A 24498-nucleotide genomic window follows, 5' to 3' on the forward strand; every position below is an offset into this window, starting at 1 on the left:
GTAGGCGGCTATGGCGTCGTTTGCAGAGCCACGGTCAGAGCACCGGCCGCCCCATCGCGGGGTTGGCGCACCCAGAGTTTCCGGGTGTCGGCGTCGAAGCACCACCCCTCGCCGCCCCGGCGAAACGCGGTGAGCGAGGTGAACCGAGCGAGGTCCAGGACTCCGGCCCGGACGGCAGTGGGCAACTCGCCGTCGAGATGGATGCGGAGGAGATGGTTGCGCTGGGTCGGGCCCCACTGCACCCGCAGTTGGTCGCCCTCACGCGCAACCGTGATGGGGACCGGGCCCTCGGTATCGTGGAGCGTGAACGCACTGGAGCCGCTGCGGCGCGGCCAGATCGCCAGCGTGACGTACCCCGCGGACTCGGCCCAGCCGAACCCGCTGTATTCATTCTCCACCTCCAAGGGAATGATGGCGCCCTCGCGGATGAACACCGGAAACTTGTCCCGGGCCGTCCATCCCTTGAACCAGTTGATCCGCACGGGACCCGTCACGGTCTCGCGGTCGTCCCAAAAATCATGCCACCGGCCCGCCGGCAGGTACACGCTGCGCTCCGGATTCCGGTTCAGCATGGGCGCCACCAGCAGCGCGTCGCCGACGGTGAACTCATCGTCCACGCGCCAGCAGTCGACGTCGTCCTGGAAGCTCCACACCAACGGGCGACACACCGGCGCGCCCGTCGCCGCGGCCTCCTGCGCGAGGCTCATCCAGAGCGGCGTCAGGTCGGTGTGCAGCCAGGCCAGGTACCGGAAATGCCGCAGCGCCTCCGGCGAGTACCACCAGGGCATGTGCAGCGTCTGCATGCCGGGGAGCATCGCGCCGAATTGCGCCCAGCGCAGCCACGCATCCTCCGGCGCCGGCTGGTCGTCGAACCCGCCGATATCGGTCGAGACGAACGGCAGCCCGCAGAACGCCAGCGAGAGCGAGGAGAATACGGAGGAGGGCAGGCCGTTGTTCGCGAAGCTGCCGCTGAGGTCGCCCGGCCACTTGAAGTTGGTGTACGCCGACGAACCCACCCAGGCCGCCCGCGGGACCATCAGGAAATCGTCGCCCAGATGCTGCTGCAGGACGGCGAAGAACGCGCGGTTGTATTCCAGCGCATAGGAATTGTGGACGTCCTTCCCGACGCGCCCGCCGTGGAGCCGGGCATCCGGCTCGAGGTCCTGACCGGCGTCCAATTTGAACCCGCTGAACCCGAGCGCGAGGCTGCGCTCGATCTGCTTTTGCCACCAGCGCACCGCCTCCGGGTGAAAGAAGTCGATCGCGTTGTAGTAGTTCGTACCCACGAGTTCGCCGGTGCCGGAGATTTTGGTGGGTGCGGTGGCGGCCGGTGCGTTCGGGTTCGCGGCCAGATAGTCGTGCGCGACGGCTTCCTTCCAGTTCGACGCCGTGGGCGTGGTGTATGGCACCGTCCACGCCAGCGTGCGCACCCCCATCGTCCGAAGTTCGCGCACCAGACCGGGGAGGTCCGGGCTGAACACCGGATTGGGCACGAAGGTCGTACGGGCGTCCTGCCAGGGCGGCTCGAACCAGGTGACGCCCACGGGGATCGAGAGCTCCCGCAACTTGCGGACCATGGCTACGAAGTGTTCGCCCCGCAGGGTGTCGATCTTCGCGCCGGGCAGGTCCGGGTCGCCCATCAGCCAGAACCAGGGCTGGTACGTCCACCGCGGCGGCATCCGCGGCAGTCCGATCTGGGTGAGAAAATTCCGGACGGTCGCCGGCAGGCTCGGGCCGGAAACGAGCGTGAGGTCGACCACGGACGCGGGCGCCTCGAACGTCAGCTGGTCGGCGCGGCGCTGACCGACATCAAAATGCACCCGGCCGCCATAGTTCAGGAACCAGGCGTAGTTGCGCGTGGAGACGTAGTACGGCATGTACGCGCACTCGTCGGGCGTGCCGCCGCGATCCCACTGGTCGAATGCCTGGCCGCGCTGGGCAACGTGGCCGTTCCACATCTCGCCAAACCCGTACACCTCCTCGACCGGCGCGATCGCGGTTGCGCCGCGGATGGCAGTGACCGCGGCGCCCTCGGCGCGGACGACGATCCTGAAGCCATGCGGTCCGAAAGTCCGGACCTCCACCGTCGCGGGCCGCGCGTCGGAAAGGGTGACGCGCAGCCGGGCGGTCGTCGCGTCGACGGGCTCGGCGGCCGTGACGGCGGCGAGCGCCGCCCAGTTGCCGTCGATCTGCAGCGCAGGCGGCTGCGCCTCGGTGAACTGGGCCGTCCCGCGGCTGTCCCGCAGTTCCATGCGCCAGGGCGACGGCGCGATGACGAGCGTGGCCTGCGCGTTGGACAGCCTGATCTCGCCGGCCGACTGCTCCAGAAAGGCCGCGCGGGTCGTGGGCCCCAGCAGGCAGGCCAGAGGCAGCGCGAGCCGGGAAAGGAGGGATCGAACCGGGTGGCGCGGGAACACCACGGGGAGCGACGCCCGCGTCCGCACGGGCACGGCACCGCGCACCGCCCTATCGGGCGGCAGCGCGACGGTGCATACCCCTCGCACCCGGGCCGGATTCTCGCTCCCGCGATTCATAGCTGGCGGCTGGGATTTCCCGTCAGCGCAATGTACTGGCTGAGGATTTCGAGGTTGTAGTTGAACGTGTTGCTGCCGAGGTAGCGGAAGCCCTTCTTGAAGCTGGGCTGACCAATCAGCCGGTCGGTGCCGTCGTACACCGAGACCCAGCGGCCCTGGGGATCAAGCGCCGCGAGGATCCGCCGGACTTCCGGCTCAAGCGCCGCCACGGATGGGGCCGCGATCGGCTCAGTGGCATCCACCGCCATGAGTTTGCCGGCCGGGCTGAAGCGCTGGATCACCTTCAGCGGCGGCACCGGCCCGCGCTGGAGTTCGGCGTACTCCTGCGCCAGTGCATCCAGCCGCTGTTCCTGTTTCCATCCGTAGTGCTTCGGCAGGTTCTTGTCCTGGTACGTGAAATCATAGTAGCCCGGCGCCTTCGAATTTCCGCTCACGCCCGGCTTGCGGGTCATGTACAGGGGGCGGTTGGTCTTGAGCTCGTAATAGCGCGCCATCCGGCCATCCGGCAGCACGCAGGTATTCAGGTACGCCAGCGCGCGCGGGATCGGCGCCAGGTACTTCCGGTCGCCGGTGAAGCGGTAGAGCTTCATCAGCGCCTTGATCGCATCCTCCGACTCGAATCCGCAGATCGCCGGCGGCTCGAACTTCCGCGCCCAAGTGGGCTGCATTTCGTAATTGTACTGCTGGCACCAGGCCGGCTGGGGATCGGGCATCTGGGCGAGGATCAGAAAATCGCCCAGTTTCATCAGCGCCTGCCGGTACCGCTCATCCTGGTAAACCTCGTACGCGATCAGCAGCGCGTCGGACACGGTGCCGACCAGCCCGTCGTTCAGCGTGTAGTACTTGTAGTACTCCTCATGCGGCCAGAGCCGGGGCCAGTCCGCCGGGTAGTTTGCCTTCATGACGGGGTAGGCCTTGACCGGCTCGGCCCATCCCTGTGGGAACGCGCCGTTCGGAAACTGGGCCTTGAGCAGCGAATCCAGCGCGTACCTGGCGGCCTCGTGCACCACCGGATCCTTGAAGCCCAGCGCCCGATCCAGCTGGGCCAGGAACTCGATCGAGGACTGCGTCTGGTTGTCGTCGAGGGACGAATGATTCGGATTCTCCTTCTTCTTGGGATCGCCGGCGCTCCGGGCGCCGGTGCCGTCGCGGTACCGGCCGACATGCGTCCCTTTGGGATTGAAGTCGATGCGCTGCGACCATCCGCCGGAGACGAGCTGGCCGTGAATGAGCGCCTTGCCGGTCTCCGTCGCGCACTCCAGGTAGTAGGAATCACCGGTCGCGGCATACGCCTGCAAGTACGCGCGGCCGACCGAGGGGGTGCCGGGCGGCTCCGTGAAGATCTGGTCGGGCGTGGCGATCCCCTCGCCCACGTGCTGCTGCAGATCCTCGGAGACGTAATAGACATACCCGCCGTGGGACGAGGCATGCGTGCGGAAATAGGTCGCGGCGCGCTTCATCGCCGCCAGGGCGTCGGCGCGGAGCGCGGCCTCATCTGAGGTCGCGCCCAGCCCGGTGGCAGTGCTCAGGCCGAAGGCGGTGGCCGCGGCGATCAGCCGGGCCACGCGGGGTGGAATCAGGTGAATGCTCATGGGAAGGAAAGGCAGACGGGTTGCAGCCGGGTTCAACGGGGCACGGGCGGCGCCAGCCGCCAGCTCGCCTCCTCGGTCCAGGCGCAATGGTTGAAGTTGGCGATCCACTCGCGTTCGTGGGCACGCCGGAAAGCGATGAGTTCGGCCAGCGCGGTGGCGCCCCCGGGAGGCGTTGCGGCGGGATCGCGCAGGCTGAGCGCCTGCGAGACCGCCGCGCAGAGTTGGGCATGCGTCAGGCCCGCCTCCAGGAAGGCAACCCGGCGCGTGGCGTCACGATCGGATGCGGTCGCCACCCGCGCCTCGGCCAGGAAGCGGCCGGCGGTCGCGAACGCCGCCGGCGTGAAAACCACGTGCGCCGCGACGGCAAACGCGCGCCAGCGGGAGGTGTTGTCCTCATACTGCGCGTTGAGCGTGGTGCGCTGGTCGAGGGCGAAGCGCTCCCAGAACTCGAAGTACGCCTTGACCGCCGGGGCGGCGGCGCCGAACCCGCCGTAGTACTCGGCCAGCAGTTGGTCGACCGGAGCGGTCGGCCGCGTCTGGAGCCGCAGCAGGACGTAAAGGTTCGGCCCCTGCGCCGCCCATTGGCCGGTGATCGCGTCGTAGTCCGTCGCCTCCATCCCGTGGGCCGCCTGCCACTGGAATTCGTCGGCGAACTGGTGCGCATAGATCAGCGGCATCGTGTAGCCATCGAGGCAGTAGTTGGAGCGCGAGAACAGCCGGGCGCCCGTCTGCTGCCAATCCGCCCACTGCTGCTTGAACCAGGCATGCTCGTCGGCCGAACGCGGAAACCAGCCTGCCGACGGGTACGAACCCACCAGTATCTGCCGGTTCAGCCTCATGCCCGGCGTCGGCGGCGCGAAGTAGTTGAAGTAGTTGTACACGACGACCGTCGCCGCGGGATCGATCTGCGCCGCCTCGCGCTGCAGTTCCAGCCAGAACCGGACGTAGCGATCGGTCACGAACCGCGAGCCGATCACCTTCGACCGAGGCGGGTAGTACTTGAGGAAATCAACGGGCGTCGGACCGTCCCACGCCCGGCAGGCGTCACACTCGCACAGGCCCATGATGCCGTTCTCGACGGCGTTGACGAAATGCAGGTCCGGATTGGCCGCGCGCTGCCGCCGCCAGAGCGCGATGATCTCGTGCCGGAATTCCGGGTTCGAGACGCACATCGAATAGCTGGCGCCGGGGCGGGTCGGGCCGCGTTTCCCGTGCACCAGCTGGAACCATTCGGGATGTTCCGCGCCATACTTCTTCCACCAGTCGGTGAAGGCGTGATGGTAGCTCAGCCGAATGCCCCGGCCCATACGATGCCGGCGCAGGAAGACCGCCTGGTCATGGGCGTACGCGGCCGCGGCCGCCGGGCTGAAACCCAGCTCCGGATGCGTCCCCTTGAAGGAGAGACCGCCGCGCGTATTCCGCTGGAAGAATGCCGGTGCGACCGTCGTGTTCACGTCCCGCGCGGCCACCGTTGGCGTACGCGGCACCTGGATCCCGAGTTCGCCGGGCCAGAGCCAGCGGATGCCCAGGTCACGTTCCAGCCATTCGTAAACTCCGAAGAGCGTGCCCCCGAAGGTCGCCGGTTCGAGCGGATCGCCCGAACCGTCGCCGCCCACGATGAACACGGCCTGCTCCGCGGTGCGGAGGATGAAGGTCTCGGGTTGCAGCGTGCGCGAGGCCATTCCGGCCTGACGCGCCGCCTGGGTGTCACCGAGGACGATGCGGCTGCCCGACGCCGGCGCCGGTGATGATTCCAATACGATCGGGAGGACGGCCCCGGTGGCGCGCTGCACGTGATACACCAGCTCGTCGGCGGCATACCGCACGACGGCCGGTGCCTCGTCCGGCAGCACGATGACCGCCGCCGGCCGACGCGCGGTGACGATCGGCACCTCCGCCCGGCCGAAGGTGACCAGCACCAAGCCGAGTACCCCCGCCAGCAGCCGACGCAAACCGGCGGGCCGCGGAAGCGGTCCGGTCGGAGGGCGATGGACCGGCGAATTCGTCCGGCCGTTCATGGATTGCGGTGGCATTATCAGCCGTCGGCGTGGCGCCGCGGTAGGTCACGGGTAGTACTCGGCCGGCTGCTGCGTCTCGTGCGCGAGCTTCCAGCTCAGGTCCTCGACCCAGGCATTGTGGTTGAGATTGGCGAACCATTCGCGTTCATGCGCGCGGCGGAAGGCGAGAAGTTCACGCAGCGCCTCGCGGCCGCCTTCGGCCGTGGACGCGGGATCGGACAACGTCAGCTTGGTGGCCACCGCACAGCAGAGCTTCGCATGCTGGAGCCCAGTCTGCAGGAAAGCGACGCGGGCGGAGCACTCGGGATCATGGGCCACCGCGGCCGCAGCTTTCGCCAGCAGCGCGTCGGCGGGGGCAAACGCGGCCGCCGGGAAGATGCGGTGCGGCACCTTGGCCCAGGTGCGCCAGCGGATCGCCACGCGGTCGTAGAACACGTCCATCGTGAGCTTCCGATTATCCATCGTGTACCGCTCCCAGTAATCGTAGTAGGCCTTCACCTGCGGGGCGGCGGCACCGAACCCGGCATAGTACTCCGCCAGGATCGCGTCGGGATCGGCGTCCGGTGTGACGTGCAGCCGCATTAGCAGGTAGAGGTTCGGCCCCTGGATGCTCCACTGGCCGGTGAGGGCGTCGAAGTCCGTCGCGACCATCCCGTTGCGGGCGTGGTGCTGGAAATCATCGGCAAACTGGTGAGCGAAGATGAAGGGCATGCTGTAGCCGTCCAGGAAGTAGTTCGGACGGAAGAACAGCCGCGCTCCCGTATCCCGCCAGCCCTGCCACTGCGCCTTGTACCAGGCGTGCTCATCGTCCAGCCGGGGATACCACCCGGCCGACGGGCAGAACCCGATCAGCACGTTCTCGTTGAGCTTCACGCCGGAAGTGGGCGCCTGGAAGTAGTTGAAGTACGCGTACTGCACCGCCACCGCGTTGGGATTCTCTCGGGCGGCAAGCTGCTGCACCGCCAGCGTGAACCGGGCGTACCGGTCGCTCACGAACGGGGCGCCGTACACCTTGAAGTTGGGCGCGTAGTACTTGTTGACGTCGGCGGGCGTCGGTCCGTCCCAGGCGCGGCACTGCGGACATTCGCATTGCCCGAGAATATCGTTCTCCACGACATTGATCAGACTCATGCCCGGGCGGGTGGCACCGCCAGCGGCGCGCCAGTGCGCGACAATCTCCGCGTGCAGTCCGGGGTTCGAAACGCACATCGCATACCGGGCATTCTCGGTCGTGGGTCCGCGTTTCCCATTCACCAACTGAAACCACTCGGGATGTTCCCGGCCGTATTTGGACCACCAATCCGTGAAGGCATGGCCGTAGGCGATGCGTTCGCTGCGGCCCATGCGTTGCCGCCGCAGAAAGACCGTCTGGACCCGGGCGTATTCCTCCGCCGCCTTGGCGGTGAATCCCAGGGCCGGATTGTTGCTCTTCCAGCCCAGGCCGGGCCGGACGTAACGCTGGAAAAACCGCGGTTGGATGGTGACATCGATCGGCGCGGCCGTGAGCGTCGCGTGTTGGGGCACGAAGGTGCCGAGTTCGCCGGGCCACAGCCAGCGGACGCCGACCGCGCGCTCCAGCCATTCGTAGACGCCGAACAACGTGCCCGCCGAGGTGTCGCGGTCGAGCGGATCGCCGGTGCCGTCGCGCCCGGCGACAAACAGCGCGTTTCCCCGCTGCAGCAGCCGGAAGGTTTCCAGCGGGAGTTGCGCGGCCTCGATCCCGACCGCCCGCGCGGCCCGGGTGTCACCGAGGTAGATCCGGACGTCCGCGTCGTCGGTCACGGCGGACTCGGACACGATCATGAGCGTCGCCCCCGTGGACTTGGCCACGTGGGCTGCGAGTTCGTCCGCGGCGTACCGCACCGACGCCATCGGTTTCTCCGGCAGGACAATGACGGCGGCAGCGCGCCCCGCCTCGACGAGGCGAAGGGAAGGCGCCGGCGATGCCGAAGGCGGATTGGCCGGTGCGGCGGTGAGCGGGGCGGAATTCGAACCGGCGTGGCAGCCGGCGATTGCGAAGGTCACCAGGCAGAGTGCGGCGAGGGGAAATGGGGGCGAAAAGTGCATGGGAGTACCTCACTAAACGTCCACGCCATCCGCGAGGGCGGAGGGCGGGGTGTTATCGATCAGACGAAAACTCGGTGGCGCCCGTGACGGGGCGCCACCCCAAAAACAAACCCTAGAGGTCGAACGTCGCCGTCAGCAGGAACTGACGCGGGGGAACGATCCGGAAGACCTGCCCCGAGCCGTCAGGCCACGCCTTGACGGCCTCGATATGGCCGCGCTCGGTGAGGTCACGCACATTGAGCTGGAACGTCGCGCCAATCCGGTTCCGGAACAGCTTTGTGCGGTACGTCAGGAACAGATCGTACGCGGTGGTGGCCGGCGACCACACGGGCCGATTGCGATCGAGCATGGTCATCTGCGTGGCGGGCGGCACCGCGGGGACGGCATAGTAGCCAATCGCCCCTTTGTCCTGCCAGCGGATCGCGCCGCCGACGGAAACGTTCTTAAGGATCTTGTTGCCACTGATCCCCGCGAGCCGATAGCTCGTGCTCAAGTTGGCGCGATATTTTCGCACCTGCGGCATGCTCATGCCCTCCTGCGCAATGGCGATCGTCAGCGGCACCGCGACATTGTTGCCCTCGAGGTACATCTTCGGCGAACTGTAGTTCGGCCCCTGGTATTGGGTCGTGAACCATGGCAGTCCGCTGTCCGCGTCGATGATACTTTCCCAGACCGGCTGGCGTTCTGCGAGGTATTGGAGCAGGCCTGCGCCAACCTTGGCTTGAATAGACTCCTGTTCGGCGAAGTTCGCTCGAACGGTCCAGTAGCTGTTGGGGTTAAAATTGATTTCGACCTCATTGCCTTGCGCCAGTGTGTCTTCAGGCTCGGCAATGTTGATCTCGTCGTTGGAGAGCAGCGAAATCAGGGCAGGATCCAACTTCATTGTTTCGGCGACCTTGGCCGACAGTTGATCGGGCGACAGGGTGCCACCAGCCTGGTTCTGGATCCAGATCGCCGCCCGGTTCTGCAGGGCGAAATCACGCGAGGTCGTGTGATCCCAGATGTCGATCCCCAGCGCTCGGGCTGCAATGGTGGTCGAGGTTCCGCGGCGGGAACCCATCTGCCGCACCTTGTAGTGTGTGGCGCGAACGCTGAGCTTACCGCCGAAGGGATAAAGCGCGAAGCCGTACTCTTCCCCCTTACCCTTCGGATTCGGCACGCGGCGGCCGTGCAGGTCATAGGCGGGATCCTCCGGCATGAAACTGTCCGATTTGTTCGCGAAGACATGGAACCAGGGCAGGACCTTCAGGACGGCGCCAGCCGTCGTTGTGTTGCCGCGGTTCGCTTCCCAATCGGCCGCCCACTGCCGGTCCCACCCGAAGTCGTGGCTCTTGCCGTCCGGCAGCAGCTTCGGGAGCACGCCAGTCTTGTCGTATATCTCGTCATGCCGATACCCGAGCGTGGTGATCAGGCGGTTCTTCAGCAGACTGCTCTGCAGGACTGCACCATAAGTCTTTTGGATCTTGAGGGCGTTGTTGACGTTACCGGTGCCGTCCAGCGTCGCGGCGAGGCCGAGGTCGACTGGCTCGGTGACAAACACGCCGGTCCGGCCGGCGGCCGCGAGGGCCGCATCGCCATACGTGTAGCCGTACGTGCCCATCGGCAGCTTCTTGGGGGCGTAATCGACGTTGCCGCCCTCCACGTCGCCAACGTAGTACATGTAGTAATTGCGCGTGCCGGTCGGCGAGTTCTGGTTGTAGGGTTCTGGCCCGTAGTTCGTCGACGTACCCGTGCTGGTGGCGCGGCTAATGCCGCCCGGCAGCCACGGATGGTCGGATACCATCGCAGGCTTGTACCGGTAGTTCCGGGTGACGAAATGTTTGTATTCGCCATAGCCCGACAATTGGTGCAGGCCGAGCCAGCGCATCCAGCCCTTGCTCTTGGTTAGATCGAGCTTGTAGGCCAGCTGGGCGCGATACGTGTCGTTCAGCAACGGGCTCTCGGTCACGGTGGTATCAGGGATGCTGACAAACGGACGCCCCAGATTGGGATTGGCGCTGCCGTCGAGCTGGCGCGTGTTCACATCGATCAGATAGTAGCCGTACGGCTTGCCGTAGGCAAAGTCCGTGAGGCTCTTCGAATCCTCGCGGAACCAGCCCGCCTGCAGCGCGAGCAGCTGGCGCTGGGTTTCGAAGAAGATGTGCGTCAGCTGCACGAGATACTGCTGGGTGTGCGAAGACTCCCAGTTCATCGCAGCCAGATTGACTGAACTCCAGTCATAGACCGATTGGTCGACCACGGATGGCGCGCCCTTGAAGAGCGGTTGCGTCGCGCCATACGCGCCGAAGGAGGGAATCACGGTCGTGTAGGCGCCCTGGCTCGCCTTGACGGTCGCGTCCCAGTTGGGCGCCACGCCGACCGGCGTGCCGGTGGCGGTGCCGCGGGGCGCCGTCCAGTACGTGACGTCCCCCTGGTCGATGTACATCAGCGCCGAACCACGGCCGGTCTGCTGGTAAAGGCTGGTGAAGTAGCTGGGCAGCTTGCCCTTGGTATTTGAATAGACCACCGCCCCGTCGATATAGGCGCGGCCCAGCACGGGATCCCACGTTGGGCGGCCGGCGGCGATCCAGTCCTGCGTGCCATCGCGCGGCATGATCGTGTTCGGGCGGTTGCCGTACGTGTGGTAATCCAGCATCGACGCCGTGAGGGTCGTGCGGCGGAACGGCTGGTATTTGACCATGACGCTATAGCGCTCCGTATCCATGCCGGACGGCTTCAAGTCGTACCCCGTGTGCATGAACACCTGGCTCAGCCGGATCGCGAGCTTGTTCTTGATGAGCACCCGGTTGATATCGATGTGCTCGCGGTAGCCGCTATCCGAGTCGATGCGGGCCTGGACCTGGGTCCGGTTGCGGCCGAGGTTGCCGGAGGCGGGCACCATATTCACGGTGCCTGAGGAGTTGCCCAGCCCGAAGATGCTGGAGTTCGGACCGCGGCTGATCTCGATCGCGTCGATGCCAATCTTGTCGACGGGGACGCGCCGGCTGGTCTCGAAGTTACCCAATGAGAGATTGGCGTTGCCGATGCCGCGGATGCGGTTGGCGGTGTTCGGACTCGCCATGGCGTTGTCGTTCACATTGCCGCTGGTCTCAACTTCGATGTCGGTGAAGTTGCCCGTGCCCTCGGTCCCGAGCTCGTAGTTGAACACGTCGTTGATATCGAGCAGGGCGAAGTCCTCCATCTGCTCCTTGGTCACTACGCTGATCGACGAGGCGAGGTCCTCCAGCTTGGTGTTCAGCCGCGTGCCTGACATCGTGTTTGTGGCGGAATACCCGCGACTCTCCTCCACCACCTCAAACGGGCTCATCATGATGGGCTCGCTCTCATCCGTCGCGCGCGTCGCTGCCGAGGCCGCACGGTCTTGGTCCATCCGCGCGGCGGCGCGCTCCTCCGGATCGATCCGGCCGTTTCCATTGGTATCATATTTTCCCGACGGCCCAGGATCGGCGGCGGCCCAGGTGGCCGAGACCAGGACAAACGCGGACGTGGCGGCCACCAGGCGGCGGCCCCAAGTGTACACTTCCTGCCCACGGACAGGGAATTCAATCACTCGCTTACGTACGGCGGGTTGGGCTAGAGTTAGGGCTTTCATATGGCTGGGGTTTTTTGGCTGAACTTCGTGGCAATGCCGTCCGTCCGTTGGGACAGTTGGAGGAAAAGAGCGCCTTCCGCGGGGACCTAGGGCTGGGCCGTAAGAACAGCGGGAGTCACGATTTTCACGCCAAGGCGCGCATAGCGCTTCAGCAGCGCGCTGGGCGCCCCGGTATCGGTAAGGAAAATGTCCACGTCAGCCAGCGTCCCTGAGCGCGCCAGCGCGGTGCGGCCAAGCTTGGTGTGATCCGCCAGGATGCAGCAGCGCTCGGCAACGCGGCGCATCGTCCGATCCACACGGGCCAGGCGCATATCCACGTTGTAGATGGCCCCGTCGGGTCCGATGGCGTCCGCCCCCTGGAAGGCCAGATCAACCGTAAACATTTCCAGGCAGTGCTCCGTGAGCGGACCGGTCAGGTCCGGACTGCCCTCGCGCAACACGCCACCGAGCAGCACCACCTCCACCCCACTCGCATGCTGCAGTTCCGACGCCACCGCGAGGCTCGGGGTGACGACGGTCAGCCGCTCGCCATCCTTCAGGAGCGCGGCCAGCTCGAGCGACGTCGTGCCGTTGTCGAGCATCAGCCGCTGGCCCGGCCGGATCAGCTTCCGGGCCTCCGCGGCGATCGCGCACTTTTCGGCCCGGTTTCGCTCCCGCCGCTCGCGGTAGTCGAATTCGAACATCATCCGCTCGGTCAACACCGCGCCGCCATGCGTCCGCTGGATCTGCAACTTCTCCTCCAGCGCGTCAAAGTCGCGGCGGATCGTCATCTCGCTCACGGCGAATTCCTGCGCCAGTTCGGTGATCGACACTCCCGGCTGTTGGGCCAGGCGATCGCGGATGATCGCCTGCCGGGCAGCGGAGGGGAGTTTCTTGACCATGACATCGGGTTTTCCGGCTATGTTACAAAATGTCAAGTTCTAATTGATTCTAACGTGAATTAACATTTTGGCTCCGGGCCTGACTTCCCATCGCCCCCCTGCCGCTGACCCTTGCATCTCACACCGGCGCCGCCGATCGGTCAGGTGCAGAGGCCACGTAAGCGGCGTGCCGCCGCGCGTCGGGTTGATGGGTTCGCTCCGGCCGGACCATCGCGCGGGCGGCCTCGCCGATCGTGGGATACCGGCCGGCCGCGACAGCCGCCAACACGGCAGCGCCCAGGCAGGCTCGCTCCGGACAGGCGAGCGTGACGATCGGCACGCCGAGCAGGTCGGCTTTGATGGCCAGCCAGGCGGCACTGCGTGCGCCGCCGCCCGTCGCCGCTATGCTCCGGACCGGCACCCCGCCCGCCACCGCGGCGATCAGCGACCGGTGCGTCCAACCAATCTCCTCGAGCAGCTGGCGCACCGCCTTCGCCGGCTCGGCCCCCCAGCTCGCCGACCAGCGGGCCGCGGCCGGCCGGCTCCCCGGCGGCAGCGCGGCGGCTGCGGCGATGAGTTCCGCGATCGTACGGCCCGGCGCAAATTCCCGCTGAAACTGCTCCAGCTGCCCCGCTCCCGCGGGATGAAAGGCCAGCCGGTAGTAGCCGGTGCCGGCGCCATGCGGACCATGGAAACAGTGCGGCACCGGCGCGATCTCCGCCACGATGCGCAGGGCCGCGAGCACCGTGCCCGTCGAAATGCTCGTATCGGCGAACACCCCCAGCCCGGAGCCGATCGCCGCCACGTGATGATCCAGCCCGCCGACAGCAAAGGGCACGCCGGCAGCCAGGCCCAGCCAACGCTCCGCCCCGCGGCTGGTTCGGCCCGACGCGCTCCCCGGTGCCAGCGGCGTCGCCAGCAACGCCGGATCGACGCCAAACTCCGCCAGGGCCATCGGCCACCACCCGCGCTCCCGGAGATCGTACATCCCCAGCAGCGCGGCCGTGCTCGCGTCGCCCACCGGCTCTCCGGTCAGCGCGAGCGTGAAGTAGTCCGACAGCGTCAGCGCGCGCCGGGCCTGCGCCCACCACGCCGGCTTGTGTCGCCGGTACCAGTGCCATTTCACGACGGCGGCTTCGGCGGTGACCCCGGCAAACCCCACGGTGCGCTGGAATGATTCGGTCGCGCCGAACCGGGCGAACGCCTCCGGCACCTCGGCCCGATGATCGTTCCAGAACACGAGCGGGGTGAGGGCGGCGCCGTTCCGGTCCAACAGGACAAACGTGTTGGCCTGGGAGGAATACGAGAGCGCGGCGATGTCGCGCGGCGTCGCCTGCGCCTGCTGGAGGGCCTGCCCCAGGGCGGTGCGCAACAGCGTCCAGAACTGCCCCACTTCCAGCTCCGCCCAGCCGGGGTGCGGCGCCGATTTCTCGACGGGCACGCGGCCCAGGCCCCGGAGCCCGCCGGCAGGATCGAACACGCCCACCTTGAAGTACGAGGTACCGAGGTCGATGCCGAGGAGCAGGGTCATGAACAGGAATCAGCGTTCGGCCAGCAGGGCCAGGGTCGCCACCACGAACCGCTGGCCGTTTTGCGGCGCGAACAGGGCGTTGGATGCCTCATAGCACCCGCGTTGCGCCGCCTCCGGCGTGACGGTGTAACCCTGCAGTTCGCCGTTGGCCAAGGTGATGACAAAGGTGCGCGGCGCGGCGGCGCGGAGGGCCAGCGCATACTCGACAAAGAACTCTCCCGGCCAGCCCACCCAGGTATAGCCGTCGATCGAGATCACCTGGATCTCCGCCGGCGAGCGCGAGGCCTGAACTGCCGTCAGCCGCCCGTTGGCGGCGGAGCGGGCCAGCACCGCCGTCTCTTCCGCGCCGAAGACATCGCACTCCGCCGTCCGGACCATCGACGCCGGGGCACCGGTCTGCTTCAGGTGAGCGAAACGCGCCCGGGCCGCAGCCAGCGCGCGGTCGGCCGCCTCGATCGGCGGGAGTGCGCGGGGCTGCAGCTCCACCGTCGTGCCCTGCACCCGCACCCCCAGGTCGGTCGCAAAAACCATCCGGCCGATGGCCTCGGCCACGCGCTGGCCGAGGCGCTCGCCGATCCGCTCCGCTTCCGCGAGGGTGTTGCCGCGCGTCACATGCCGCGGGCTCTGGTTGCCGCCCGCGCCCTGATGATAGACGACGGGGCATCCCGCGCCCAGCAGCTGGTTCTGCAGGAAACGGCGCGCAAAGTACGGAAAATCGCCGCTGATGAGCGTGCTGTCCTCGTGCAGCACGGTCGGATGCATCGCGTGCACGATCATGCACGCAAGCGGCCGGTGGGTGTCCTGCGCCCGCGCCACCAGCACCGGCACTTCCGGGTCGGCGGGTCCCCACGGATCATGCCGGTTGCCGCCCGTGCCGTCGACCCGCGCGACCGCCAGTCCGAGCTCCGCCGGCTGCGCCGACCGCACCGCCCGCACGCCGCACTCGACGATTCGGTCACCCAGCCACGCCAGGTACGCCGGATCGGCGGGCGGCACGACGGGATCCGCCACGTTGCTCACCATGTCCACCGTGACCGGCCCCGAATGGGTGTGCGTCGCACTCACCAGAATCGCCCCGACCGGCAGGTCCGTCGCGGCGGCAATCCGCCGGCGGGCGGCCCCTGCCACCGGGCCCGGGACGAAGATCAGGTCGTGCGCCAGGAAAAGCGCCCGCCCCCCCGGGCTGGCCAGGTACAGCGCGGCGCACTGGAGCGGATCGTGGACCCCGGTGCTGAGCCGAGGAACATGCGGATACCCAAACAAGAAGACGGAACCGGACGGCGTGATGTCGACGGTGGCCGCGCCGGCGATCAGGCCGGCGGGGGGAAAGGAGGAAAACGCGTTCATGCTGGAGAGCCGCTCAGGCGGCACGGTGCGGGTACGACCGTCCGGATGCAAATGTTATCTTTTGTGATCTTCCATCCTATTCTTGACATTCTATCACATTTCAGGAATCTCGGCCGGCGTCGCCAAACAATGATTGCTCCCCCCAGTCGGCCCCGCGCCGGCCGGGCCGGAGTCGGCCAACCCGAATTTTTCCCAATGTTCATGACCTCTCCCGCTGGTAACGCATTTTCCTCCCTGGAATGGGGCCGCGTCGATCTCTCCCAAGTGCCCAGCATCACGGTGCCGCCGCCCGGCCCGCTCTCGCAGCAGCAGCACGCGCAGTGCACCCGCTATTTCAAGGGCCTCAGCAGTCAGGTGAAGCTGTTCCCCGTCGCGTTTGAATCCGGCCAGGGCTGCGTGCTGCGCGACGTCGACGGCAACCGCTACATCGACTTTTCCTCCGGCATCTACGTGACGACGTTGGGGCACTGCCATCCCAAGGTCAGCGAGGCCATCGCGCGCATGGCCTCCCAGCTGATGAATGCCCACGATTTCACCACGCCGGTGAAAACTCAGCTGATGGAAAAGCTCGCGCAGGTGCTGCCGGGCGATTTCCACGGTTTCCAATTGTACGACTCCGGCACCACGGCCGTGGAAGCCGGCATCCGCGTGCTCCGCGCCGCCACCGGCCAGCACGAGATTCTCAGCTGCTTCTACGACTACCACGGCAAGACCTATGGCTCCGTGTCGCTCGGCCAGATCCGTTCCCACGTCTACGGCGCGGTCCGCGCGCCCGGTTCGCACATGCTGCCGCGGCCCGACACCTACCGGCCGATGTGGACCAAGGCGGACGGCACCATCGACACGGACAAGTACCTCGAATTCTACGAGCAGTACCTGAATCGGGCCACGGTGGGCAGCGTTGCCGGCTTTGTCCTTGAACCCATCCAGGGCTGGGGCGGCTCGGTCATGCCGCCCGATGACTTTTTCCCGAAGGTCCGCCAGTTCTGCGACCGGCACCGGATTCTGCTCATGGCCGATGAGGTGCTCACCGGCTGGGGCCGCACCGGCAAATGGCTTTGCCTCGAGCACTGGGGCGTCGTGCCCGACGTCGTGACAATCGGCAAGGGCTTCGGCAACGGCTTCCCGGTCACCTGTGTGGCCGTCCGCGAGCCCTACAAAGAGAGTTTCGAGTCGATCTCGGCCTCGAGCAGCTACGGCGGCAATCCGATGGCCTGTGCCGCCGCCCTCGCCTCCACGCAGGTGATCGAGGAGGAAGGGCTGCTGGCGCACGCTGAAAAGCTCGGCCGGCTTGCCCTGCGTCGCATGCAGCGGATGCACCAGGCGCACCGCATTATCGGCGATGTCCGCGCGAAGGGCTGCCTGATGGGCATCGAACTTGTCAAGGACCGCACCACAAAGGAGCCCTTCGACCAGGCGGGCGCGCTCGTTTACCAGCGGGCGTTCCGCAAGGGCCTCGCCTGGATTCCCGCCGGGCACATCCTGCGGATGAGCCCGCCGATCGTCATGGACGAGGACACGCTACTGAAGGGCCTCGACCTTATCGACGAAGCCATCGGCGAGACCGAGCGGGAACTGGGCTACCGTTGAAGACTTCGCCGCCCGTCGCGCATCGCGAGCGTCCGCCCATCCGTCTTCCTCTCCCCCAACCCGCCCCTCCGCCATGACCCTCTACCGGCTGAACCGGCTCTTCCATCCCGTCTCCCGTCGCTGCTTCGACGTCGCGATCGACCATGGTTTTTTCGACGAGGTATCGTTTCTTTCCGGCATCGAAAACATTGCCCGCGCCGTCGAAATCGTCGCCGCTGCGGGACCAGACGCGATCCAGCTCAGCGTCGGCCAGGCGCATCATCTCCAGGTGCGGCCCGGACGGCTCAAGCCCTCGCTGGTCCTGCGCGTCGACGTGGCCAACGTCTATGGCCGCACGTTGCCGCGCCAGTTGTACAGCCGGATGATTGACCAAGCCGTGGAACAGGCCCTCCGCCTTGATGCCGCCTGCGTTTGCGTAAACCTATTTCGGATTCCCGGCGAACCCGAGGTTGGCCAGCAGTGCGTCGAGAACATCCTCCGGCTGAAGCCCGCGTGCGAGCAATGCGGCCTGCCGATGATGGTCGAGCCGCTCGTGTTCCGCCCCCATGAGCAGGCCGGCGGCTACCAGGTTGATGGCGACGAGCGCAAGATCCTTCCGCTCGTGCGCCAGGCCGTGGAACTGGGCGCGGATGTCGTCAAGGCCGACCCGACCGACGACGTCACGCTGTACCATCGCGTCATCGAGGTCGCGGGCTCCGTGCCGGTGCTCGTTCGCGGGGGCGGCAAGGTCGGCGATCGCGAGATTCTCCAACGCACCATCGATCTGCTGGCCCAGGGTGCTTCCGGCATCGTCTACGGACGCAACATCATCCAACATGCCCGACCAGCCGCCATGACCCGGGCACTCATGGGCGTGGTCCACGAGGGCTGGTCGCTCGAAGCTGCCCTGGCCACGTTCGCCCCGTCCTCCGGTCCCGCTCCACAATCCCCCTCCAGCTTATGAAGAAAACGGCTCCATCATTTTCCTACGCGCCTGCCGACTTCATCCCATTTCGCGATCGCGCCGTGCTTGATCGCGTGCGCCGGATCAAGCGGAAGGACATCACCCGGCACCGGAATCCCCAGTTCCGCATCTCCGTGATCCCGGACGCCGAGGTCGAATTCCGCTGGATGCTCGACATGTTCGACCGGATCAAGACCGCGATGGAGGCGGATCGGCCGTATGTCATGATCATGCCGAATCCGTGGCCCAACTACCGCCGCCTCGCCGCGCTGCTCAACGCGGCGCGCGTGAACTGTCGGCGGCTGTATACGTTCAACATGGACGAGTACTCGAATGAGAAGGGCGAGATCGCACCGGAGACGTGGGAGCTCGGGTTCATGCACGCGTTCAAGAAGTACTTCTGGTCGCAGCTCGACCCGAAGCTGCGGCCGCCGGAAAGGCAGATCCAGGGCCCGACGACGAAGAACATCCGCGATTACGGCCGGATGATTGCGGACGCCGGAGGCGCCGACATCTGCTATCCCGGACCCGGCTGGTCCGGTCACCTGGCTTTCATCGATCCCGACGCCCCCGAATTCGCTGGGTCCCTCGAAGAGTGGAAGCAGATGGGCCCGCGGGTTTGCACTCTCCACCCGCTCACCATCGCGCAAAATTCCCTGCACGGGAGCTTCGGCATGAGCGGCGACCTCGCCGCCGTCCCACCCAAGGCCGCCACCATCGGGCCGGCCGAGGTGATCGCCGCCAAGCACCGCATCGACATCCATGCCATCACCGTCGACGGCTCCTTCGCCTCGTGGCAGCGCTTTATCACGCGGCTGTGCCTGCACGGTCCCGTGACGCCCCGGGTTCCCCAATCCATCCTCCAGACGCTACCCACCGACGTCTGGCTCTCCGAATCCATCGCGGCCGACATCGAGCCCCGGTGGGACAAAGGGTACTAAACCATGCCGCGGACAACCCTCGCCCACCTGGCGCCGCCCGGCCCAAGCAAGTGACGGCGATGCTCATCGACGGCCACAACCACATCGGCGCGGACCTGTTCTTCTATTTGAACGGGTTCTACCCGTACGCGCAGGACCTACCGGCGCTGGTGACCGAAGGCCGGCGCCATGGCGTTGACCGCTGGATCGTGTTCCCGATGGTGGCCACCGCCTGGTTCGAGCTGGCCGCGATGCGGCAAGGCCAGCTGCGGCCCGGCGGGCCGGAGAAGATCCCGTACGCCTTCGAGAACGAGCGGATGCTGCGCGAGGTGTACGAACTGTTCCCGGATCTCGGCCGGTTCACGCTGCCGTTTGCGATGCTCGATCCGATGCGCGAGCCGGCAGCCCAGGCGGCCCGGCTGCGCGAGCTGCATCACGAGTTCCCTTTTTACGGTCTGAAGATCCAGGCGACGATGATCCAGGCCGACGCCGGCGCGCTGCTCGGCGCGGGCCGCTGCTTCCTCGAGCTCGCCGAGGAGCTCAACCTTCCGATCCTGATGCACTCGAGCGTGGTCGCGACCGACCCGTGGTCGGAAGCCGGGCTCCTGCTGCGGATTGTCGCCGCCACGCCCCGCGTGCGCTTCTGCCTCGCGCATAGCTGCCGGTTCGACCGGGTGTATCTGGACCAGATCGCGTCGCTGCCAAACGCGTGGTTCGACTGCTCCGCGCATCGGATCCACTGCCAGGGGGCCACCCGTGAACTGGGGTTCGTCGCCGCTCCGGCGCGCCGGTTCGCCGCCGACTACCGCGACCCCAATGCAGTGTTGCACGCGCTGGCGGAGGCTTATCCGACGAAGCTGATCTGGGGCTCCGACACGCCTTTCCAGAGCTATGTCGCGCGGGAGAATGGCGCGGTGATGTCGTTGCGCAGCACCTATGAGGAGGAGATTGCCTGCCTGCAATCGGTCCCCGCGCCGCTGCGCACCCAAATTAGCCACGAGAACACCCTCGCCTTCCTGCAAGTGAAGAGCCCGGCCGGCATTCTGCATTCTTGACCCGGCGCCGCCGGCGCGGCGCTTCCCTTCTGTCCGCAACCCCGAAACTCCCGGTTGATGTCCACGCTTCACGTCGTTGATTACCTGATTCTCGCCGCGTACTTCGTCGTCCTGATCACGTTCGGCAAGATCGCCGCCAAAGGCGCCAAGGGCGGAGAGGGCTACTTTCTGGCCGGGCGGAAGCTGGGCAAAGTGTACCAGTTTTTCCTCAATTTCGGCAATTCGGTCGCCGCCAACGACACGGTCAGCACCTCGAGCCTGGTCTACCAGCAGGGCGTCTCGGGCGTCTGGGTGGGGTTCCAGATGATTTTTTTGAACCCCTATTACTGGTTCATGTTCCCGTGGTATCGGCGCGCCCGGCTGACCACGATGGCCGACATCTTTCACGAGCGGCTCGGCAGCGCGCGCCTGGCCCTCTTCTACGCCGCATTCCAGATCACCATGGCCGTCGCGGTCACGATGGCGTTCGGCAATCTCGTTTCCTACAAGATCTCCGCCGCCCTGGTCACGAAGCCCGAAGCCGCCTGGACCGCCGCCGAGGCGGAGTCGGTCGCCGCCTACCGTGAAATGGCCCGGCTGGAGAACGACGAGCGGGGGCACGCGCTCACCTCCGGGCAGCAGACGCGGCTGGCCGTCCTGCGGGAGCGCCACGCGCGCGGCGAGTTGAACAACTATGTCACCGCCCTCGAGCCATGGTCCTTCTACCTGGTGTACACCGTCGCGGTCGGTTTCTACATCATCCTCGGCGGCATGGCCGCGACGGCGCTGAATGAAGCCTTCCAGGGCATCCTGATCATGATCTTCTCCTTGCTGCTCATTCCCGCCGGGATCGCCGCCATCGGCGGATGGGACCAGCTCGGCGCGGTCGTGCCGCCGGCCAAGCTCGATCTCTTTGGTGCCGCCGGGGTCTCGGACTTCACGGGCTGGACGATTGCCGCCGTGTTCTTCGCCACCGTGCTGCAGGCGCACGCGATGCCGCACAACATGAGCATCGCCAGCTCCGCGCGGAACGAGTTCGCCGCGCGGTTCGGCGCCGTCGCGGGCACGTTCGGCAAACGGCTCGTCACGATCATGTGGGCCTTCTGCGGCCTGATCGCGATCGCGATGTTCTCGGGGGCGGATACGCTCGCCGACCCGGACAGCGTTTGGGGCACCATGTCCCGCCAGTTGCTCGGCCCGGGCTGGCTGGGCCTGATGCTCGCCGGCGTGCTGGCCGCGAACATGTCCACCGTCGCGTCTCAGGCAATGGCGGTCTCCGCCCTCTTTGCCCGCAACGTCTACGCCCCGTTCAGGCGGGCCGCGAGCGACGCCGACATTGTCCGCGCCGGCCGCTACACGCTCGTGGTCGTCCTGATTCTCGGCGTGGTCGTGGCAACCAAGCTGTCGGACGTGTACACGATCCTGCAGTTCGCGATGACCATTAATGTGCCGTTCGGCGCCTCGATTCTGCTGATGTTCATCTGGCGGCGGCTGACCGCGGCCGCCGTCTGGACCGCCGTGATTGGCTCGGCGTCCGTAAACATCGTCTTCCCGCTCGTCGCCCAGCACATTCCCGCGCTCGCCGAGAGTCCGATGCTCGCCGTCCGAACCGTGGATGCCTCCGGCCGGCCCATGCCGGTGTACTTCGAGACCGTCGTCCGGCAGGACGCGCGCAATCCCGGTTCCGCCCTCGTCGGCCGCGACCGGCTCCACGTCGAGCTCGTGATGCTGCGCGCGGTGGGCGTCGATGTCGTCCACCTCTCGCCGGCCGGCCGGCTCGCGGGCCGGTTTTTCATCGACGGCCTGTTTCCGCTCGTCCTCCTGATCGGCGTCAGCCTAGTGACCCGCACGCCGCCCCGCGAACGGGTCGATCAATGGTGCGGCAAGATGAAGACGCCGGTCGCGCCGACTGCGCTGCTCGATGAGAAGGAAATGGCTCTGACCCGGCGCGACCCGCACCGCTTCGATCACACCATGCTGCTGCCGCGTTCGAACTGGGAATGGACGCGCTGGACGAAGGAGGACACCGTCGGTTTCCTGATCAGCTGCGTGGTCACGCTCGCCATCATCGGACTCTTCGTCGGACTGCTGAAGCTCGTAACTCTCTGATCCTCCGGTCGCCCCTGGGTGGCTAGGCGGTCCCCCATGTCCTCCCCTCTCCCCGTCGCGTTCGTCGGCCTGCAGTTTGGGCAGCGGGTCCTGGAGCAGCTGCGGCGGTCGCCCGCGGCGGCCCGGTGGCGGCTTGCGGCGGTATGCGACCTCGACGCCACCAAGGCGGTCGCCGCGGGCAAACGCTGGGGCGTCCCCGCCCACGCGTCGCTGGACGCCGTGCTCGCCAACCCGGCCATACGGGTCGTCGCGCTGTTTTCCGGTCCAGCCGGCCGCGCCGGACTAATCGAGCAGGTGATTCGCGCCGGCAAGGACGTGATGACCACCAAGCCGTTCGAGACCGATCCTGTAGCCGCGCGGGCGGTGTTCACCGAGGCGGAGCGGCTGGGCCGCACAATCTTTCTGAACTCACCAGAGCCCGAGACGCCGGGGTACCTCGAGCAGGTGCGACGCTGGCAGGAGGAATTTGCGCTTGGTCGGCCGATCGCGTGCCGGGCGGAGACCTTCGTATCGTACCGCGAGCAGCCCGACGGTCGCTGGTTGGATGACCCGGAGCTTTGCCCGGCAGCGCCCATCTTTCGGATCGGCATCTACCTGATCAACGACCTCGTGCGGGTGTTTGGCCGCGTCAACGCTGTACAGGTCCTGGCCAACCGGATCTTCACCGGTCGGCCGACCGCCGACAATGCCCAGCTCAGCCTGCGGTTCGCGAACGGCGCCCTCGGCACCATCGCCGCCAGCTTCTGCATCGACAACGGACAGCACTACGCGAACTCGCTGTGGCTTCACTACGAGCGGGGCTCGATCACGCGCAACGCCCAGCCCGTCGCCTATGGACAGGCCGAGCAGGCGTCACGCCTGCAACTTGCCGCCGCCGCCAACCAGGTCGTGCAGTTGAGGACGTGGGAATCGCCGGAGACCGCCGGGACGTACCCATGGGACGCCCTGGCCGACGTTGTCTCCGGCGTCCGTCAACTCTCGCCGCCGGTGGATCTCACGGTCCACGGCATCGAGATCCTTGCGGCGATGGCGCGTGCCGAGCGGAGTGGCCGCACCGAAGCGGTCTGAGGAAGCGGCGGCACCCACCACGGACTCAACCGCGGGTGAAGCCGCCGCCCTGAAGCCGGTCCCTAGATGTCAAACGTCACCGTCAGGATGAACTGACGGGGATCGATGATACGATAGGCGTTGGGGGTGCCGTCGGGGAAGGCGCTCACCGGCTGGAGACGCCCGCCTTCCTGCACGTTGCGAACATTCAGCTGCACGGTCATGCCAATGCGGTTGCGATCCAGCTTGGTCCGGTACGCGGCGAGCAGGTCGACGTAAGTGTGGGACTTGTCCCAGACGGGTCGATTGCGGTCCAGCTCGGTGATGACGGCGGGCAGCTGCTGCACGCCGTAGTATCCGATCGAGCCGCGGTCCTCCCAGCGAATCGCCCCGCCAATGTTCACCTTCCGCAAGAACTTCTGCTCGGTGATGCCCCTAGATAGAAATTGGTGCTTAAGTTGGCCCGGTACTTGCGAATCTGCGGCAGGCTCTTGCCGACCGTCTGCTGCGCGATGCCCAGCGGCGTGTTTACGTTGCCCGGCAGATACGCCTGCGGCGTCTGCGCACCGTTATAGCTGCTCGTGTACCAAAGGGCCCGCGTTTCCCGGTCGACGAGGGTGGTCCAGACCGGCATGCGTTCCGCGAGGTAATCAAGCAGGTCCTGCGCAATCGCCGCCTGAACCGTCTCATTTTGGGTCAGGTTAGCCTTCACGGTCCAGTAGCTCGTCGGGTTATAGTGGATTTCCACCTCGCGCCCCTTGCTCAGCGCGTCCTGGCCCTCCGCGATGGGCAACCCGCCGAAGTTCACGCTCGTCTGGAGGAGCGAAAGCACCGCCGGGTCCATCTTGATTTCCTGAGCGACCGCCGCATCGAGCGCCGAGCCGCTGAGTCCCTGCGTCGCCTGCAGCCACTGGCGCGCGCGCGCGTCGAGGGAGAAGATGCGCGAGGGTTGCCCGTCGAAGACGTCCATCTTCACCGCGCGGGTGGCAAGTGTCGACGAGTTGCCGCTGCGGTCGTTGAACGTGACCACTCGGAACTGGTTGGCGCGAATGCTGAGCTTTCTTTGGAAGAGCTGAACCGTGAATCCGTAGTCCTCGCCCTTGCCTTGCGGATTCGGGAGGTATTCTCCGTGCAGGTTGATCGCAGGATCCGCCGGAATGAAGCTGTCCGACTTGTTCGCGTGGACGCTCAGCCACGGCGTGATCTTGAGCACGGCCCCGCTCGTCTTCGTATCGCCGGAATTCTTCTTATCCGAAACGATGCGGTTGAAAGGGAGCCACCGTCTGAGAAGTGATTGGGGTTGAATGAAAAAGA

At 66.5% G+C, this 24498-nt stretch carries 15 protein-coding genes and 1 pseudogene; 6 read left to right on the forward strand and 10 right to left on the reverse strand.

Annotation, left to right across the window (positions count from 1 at the left end):
• Window positions 1–8: 8 nt before the first annotated feature.
• The 8 genes from DB354_RS12915 to DB354_RS12950 form a co-directional block, all read right to left on the reverse strand.
• Entirely contained in the window at window positions 9–2534 is a 2526-nt protein-coding gene (locus DB354_RS12915) for a TIM-barrel domain-containing protein (protein ID WP_107836023.1), read from the reverse strand.
• Window positions 2531–4126, reverse strand: coding sequence for a pectate lyase (locus tag DB354_RS12920; RefSeq protein ID WP_107836024.1), 1596 nt, complete (start codon window positions 4124–4126; stop codon window positions 2531–2533). The genes DB354_RS12915 and DB354_RS12920 overlap by 4 nt, the downstream gene beginning before the upstream one ends.
• Window positions 4127–4158: 32 nt before the next feature.
• Window positions 4159–6078 (reverse strand): DUF4838 domain-containing protein, encoded by a 1920-nt coding sequence (locus DB354_RS12925; RefSeq protein ID WP_158277514.1) that lies wholly within the window; start codon window positions 6076–6078, stop codon window positions 4159–4161.
• A gap of 111 nt (window positions 6079–6189) precedes the next feature.
• Complete coding sequence (locus DB354_RS12930; protein ID WP_107836026.1) at window positions 6190–8211, reverse strand: DUF4838 domain-containing protein; 2022 nt, start codon at window positions 8209–8211, stop codon at window positions 6190–6192.
• 112 nt (window positions 8212–8323) lie between these two features.
• Window positions 8324–11761: a TonB-dependent receptor plug domain-containing protein gene (locus tag DB354_RS12935; protein WP_158277515.1), complete on the reverse strand. Its 3438-nt coding sequence runs from the start codon at window positions 11759–11761 to the stop codon at window positions 8324–8326.
• 128 nt (window positions 11762–11889) lie between these two features.
• Window positions 11890–12684 carry a DeoR/GlpR family DNA-binding transcription regulator gene (locus DB354_RS12940; RefSeq protein WP_107836028.1) on the reverse strand — a complete coding sequence of 265 codons (795 nt, stop codon included), beginning with the start codon at window positions 12682–12684 and terminating at the stop codon, window positions 11890–11892.
• Window positions 12685–12802: 118 nt separating this feature from the next.
• Window positions 12803–14194 carry an FGGY-family carbohydrate kinase gene (locus DB354_RS12945; protein ID WP_107836029.1) on the reverse strand — a complete coding sequence of 464 codons (1392 nt, stop codon included), beginning with the start codon at window positions 14192–14194 and terminating at the stop codon, window positions 12803–12805.
• Between the two features lie 9 nt (window positions 14195–14203).
• On the reverse strand, window positions 14204–15541 hold the full coding sequence (locus DB354_RS12950) for a hypothetical protein (protein WP_146180234.1): 1338 nt from the start codon (window positions 15539–15541) through the stop codon (window positions 14204–14206).
• Between the two features lie 201 nt (window positions 15542–15742).
• On the opposite strand from DB354_RS12950, the gene DB354_RS12955 reads away from it, so the two are divergent.
• The 6 genes from DB354_RS12955 (at window position 15743) to DB354_RS12980 (ending at window position 23205) form a co-directional block, all read left to right on the forward strand.
• Window positions 15743–17131, forward strand: coding sequence for an aspartate aminotransferase family protein (locus DB354_RS12955; protein WP_158277516.1), 1389 nt, complete (start codon window positions 15743–15745; stop codon window positions 17129–17131).
• A gap of 73 nt (window positions 17132–17204) precedes the next feature.
• Window positions 17205–18074: an aldolase gene (locus DB354_RS12960; RefSeq protein ID WP_107836032.1), complete on the forward strand. Its 870-nt coding sequence runs from the start codon at window positions 17205–17207 to the stop codon at window positions 18072–18074.
• Window positions 18071–19015, forward strand: a complete 945-nt coding sequence (locus DB354_RS12965; RefSeq protein WP_107836033.1) for a hypothetical protein — start codon at window positions 18071–18073, stop codon at window positions 19013–19015. Before DB354_RS12960 ends, DB354_RS12965 begins: the two co-directional genes overlap by 4 nt.
• Before the next feature lie 59 nt (window positions 19016–19074).
• The gene (locus tag DB354_RS12970; RefSeq protein ID WP_107836034.1) at window positions 19075–20049 is read left to right on the forward strand and encodes an amidohydrolase family protein; all 975 of its coding nucleotides are present in this window, start codon (window positions 19075–19077) and stop codon (window positions 20047–20049) included.
• Between the two features lie 57 nt (window positions 20050–20106).
• A complete protein-coding gene (locus DB354_RS12975) occupies window positions 20107–22137 on the forward strand; it encodes a hypothetical protein (protein ID WP_107836035.1) in 2031 nt (676 codons plus the stop codon).
• Between the two features lie 36 nt (window positions 22138–22173).
• Entirely contained in the window at window positions 22174–23205 is a 1032-nt protein-coding gene (locus DB354_RS12980; protein ID WP_107836036.1) for a Gfo/Idh/MocA family oxidoreductase, read from the forward strand.
• A gap of 62 nt (window positions 23206–23267) precedes the next feature.
• Here the strand turns inward: DB354_RS12980 and DB354_RS12985 are convergent, their stop codons facing one another.
• Both DB354_RS12985 and DB354_RS12990 read right to left on the reverse strand, forming a co-directional pair.
• A complete protein-coding gene (locus DB354_RS12985; RefSeq protein ID WP_107836037.1) occupies window positions 23268–23597 on the reverse strand; it encodes a hypothetical protein in 330 nt (109 codons plus the stop codon).
• Window positions 23585–24498, reverse strand: a pseudogene (locus DB354_RS12990) (hypothetical protein); the annotation flags it as partial. The gene DB354_RS12985 and the pseudogene DB354_RS12990, both read right to left, overlap by 13 nt.

Source organism: Opitutus sp. ER46 (genome assembly GCF_003054705.1).
GTDB lineage: Bacteria > Verrucomicrobiota > Verrucomicrobiia > Opitutales > Opitutaceae > ER46.